This window comes from Streptomyces sp. SID14478 (assembly GCF_010548525.1).
Lineage (GTDB): Bacteria > Actinomycetota > Actinomycetes > Streptomycetales > Streptomycetaceae > Streptomyces.
Map to the genome: position 1 here is coordinate 1 of NZ_JAAGMG010000196.1, position 2,423 is coordinate 2,423.

The following is a 2,423-nucleotide window of genomic DNA, read 5'->3' on the forward strand; positions in this document are numbered from 1 at the left end:
GACCGTGTGCAGCGCCGGGTCGGCGCGCAGGAACTCCCCGGCGAGCGCCTCGAACGCGTCGAGGTCGCCGGTCAGCCGCCAGCGGCCCGCGCCGGTTGCCCGGCCGGCCGGAACACGGGCACGGCGAGGCCGCCCCCGCCCTCCCGGAAGGAGACGTCCAGCTCCATCCCCACCCGCAGTTCCTCCTGTGCGCACTCCACGACCTCCGTCATCATCCGCGGCCCCTCGGCGAGGTCGACGACGGCCGCGACGTACGGGGTGCGGCCGCCGAACGGCGGCAGGTCGTTGCGGTGCACCACGGACCACGTGTAGAGCACGGCCCGCCCGCTCGCGGGCCGCCACCGTACGTCCTCGCTCCAGCAGTATGGGCAGAATTCGCGCGGGTAGTGATGCGTGCGTCCGCACGCGGCGCAGTGCCGCAGCAGCAGCCGGCCCTGCGCGGCCGCGTCCCAGTAGGGCCGGGTGAAGGCGTCGGGCTCGGGGACGTCGAAGCGCGGGTCCGCGCCGGTCGCGGCCATCAGAACAGTCCGATCGCGTGGTCGAGGGACCAGGTCTGCCAGGACATGGCGAACAGCGCGACGAGCGAGATCAGCCCCATCATCGCGTTCTGCCCCTGCTCGGCCCAGTCGTGGATCATGAGCGTGAAGTACAGGAGGTTCAGCAGCAGCCCGCCGACGAGCGCGACCGGCGTGAGCAGACCGAGCACCAGGCCGAGCCCCAGGGCGAGTTCGGCGTACACGACGACGTACGCCATGGTCTTCGGCCGGGGTTTCACGACGACGTCGAACCCGCTGCGCACCGCGTTCCACTTGTGCTTGCCGGCGACGTCGGCGGCCCAGGCGATTCCCGTCCCGCGCTCGAACCAGCCCTTCTTGTCCTTGTGCCGCCAGCTCTCCAGCCACCACAGTCCGAGCCCGATCCGCAGCACGGCGAGCCACTCGGCGCCGCTGAGCCCTATCGCGTCCATGAAATCCGGCTCCTCACCAAGTTTCTGACGGTACGTCAGTTCAGCGCATGGGGCGCGTTCTCCGCAAGGGGAGGGACGCCGTCCCCGCGCCGTGATCGATTCGCAACCGGTTTCAGTCTTGACCGCGACCCATCAAGAATCAGCAGGATTACGCTCCGCTCATGACCGACCCCCACCCCCGACCGGCCCGCAGTCACGAGCGCCCGCCGGTGTACGTCGTCGGCGGCGGCCCCGGCGGACTCGCGGCGGCCGCCCGCCTGAAGGCACACGGCGTCCGGGCCGTCGTCCTGGAGAAGTCCGACCGGGTCGCCGCCTCCTGGCGCGGCCACTACGACCGCCTCCACCTGCACACCACCCGCCGCCTGTCCGGCCTGCCCGGACTGCCCATCCCGCGCCGCTTCGGCCGCTGGGTGGCGCGCGACGACGTCATCCGCTACCTGGAGAAGTACGCCGAGTACCACGACCTGGAGGTGGTCACCGGTGTCGAGGTGACCCGCATCGACCGCGCCCCCGACGGGGACGGCTGGGTGCTCCGTGCCACCGGAGGGCGGGAGTTGACGGCCGCGGCGGTCGTCGTCGCCACCGGGCACAACCACACCCCGCGGCTGCCCGACTGGCCCGGCGCCTCCTCGTACACCGGCAAGCTGCTGCACGCGAGCGAGTACCGCAACCCCGCCCCCTACGCGGGCCAGGACGTCCTCGTCGTCGGCGTCGGCAACACCGGCGCCGAGATCGCCGTCGACCTCGCGCAGGGAGGCGCCGCCCGGGTCAGGCTCGCGGTGCGCACCGCCCCGCACATCGTGCGCCGCTCCCAGCTGGGCTGGCCCGCCCAGCTGACCGGCATCCTCTGCCGCCGCCTGCCGGTGCGCCTGGTCGACCGGCTCGCGGGCCCGCTCGGCAGGCTGAGCGTCCCCGACCTGTCGGCGCAGGGCCTGCCGCGCCCCGACACGGGCCTGTACTCGCGGGTGCGCCAGGGTTCCATCCCGGTGCAGGATGTCGGCCTCATCGCCGCGGTGCGCACCGGGAAGGTCCGGCCGGTCGCGGCCGTCGACTCCTTCGACGGCGCGGAGGTCGTCCTCGCCGACGGCACCCGGATCACCCCGGACGCGGTGATCGCGGCGACCGGGTACCGGCAGGGCCTGGAGTCGCTGGTCGGCCACCTCGGCGTACTGGAACCGGCGACGGGCCGCCCGCGGCCGCACGGTGCCAGGACGTCGGCCTCGGCGCCGGGCCTCTACTTCTCGGGCTACACCAACCCCATCAGCGGGATGTTCCGCGAGCTGGCCCTCGACGCGGAACGGATCGGCAAGGCGCTGGCCAAGGGATAGACGGGCGGGGCGAGGCGCCCGGCCGCCTGCGCCAGGAAGCGGCCGACCGCGGGCACGGCGGAACGCCCGACCGCGAGCGCGGCGGAACGCCCGACCGCGAGCGTGGCGAAACGCCCGACCGCGGGCAC

At 73.6% G+C, this 2,423-nt stretch carries 3 protein-coding genes; 1 reads left to right on the forward strand and 2 read right to left on the reverse strand.

What is annotated here, in order from left to right:
* Nucleotides 1-71: 71 nt before the first annotated feature.
* On the reverse strand, nt 72-518 hold the full coding sequence (locus G3I40_RS07240) for a Zn-ribbon domain-containing OB-fold protein (protein WP_164301330.1): 447 nt from the start codon (nt 516-518) through the stop codon (nt 72-74).
* A complete protein-coding gene (locus tag G3I40_RS07245) occupies nt 518-967 on the reverse strand; it encodes a DoxX family membrane protein (protein WP_164301331.1) in 450 nt (149 codons plus the stop codon). Before G3I40_RS07245 ends, G3I40_RS07240 begins: the two co-directional genes overlap by 1 nt.
* Nucleotides 968-1,128: 161 nt before the next feature.
* On the opposite strand from G3I40_RS07245, the gene G3I40_RS07250 reads away from it, so the two are divergent.
* Nucleotides 1,129-2,295: an NAD(P)/FAD-dependent oxidoreductase gene (locus tag G3I40_RS07250; protein ID WP_164301332.1), complete on the forward strand. Its 1,167-nt coding sequence runs from the start codon at nt 1,129-1,131 to the stop codon at nt 2,293-2,295.
* Nucleotides 2,296-2,423 lie beyond the last annotated feature (128 nt).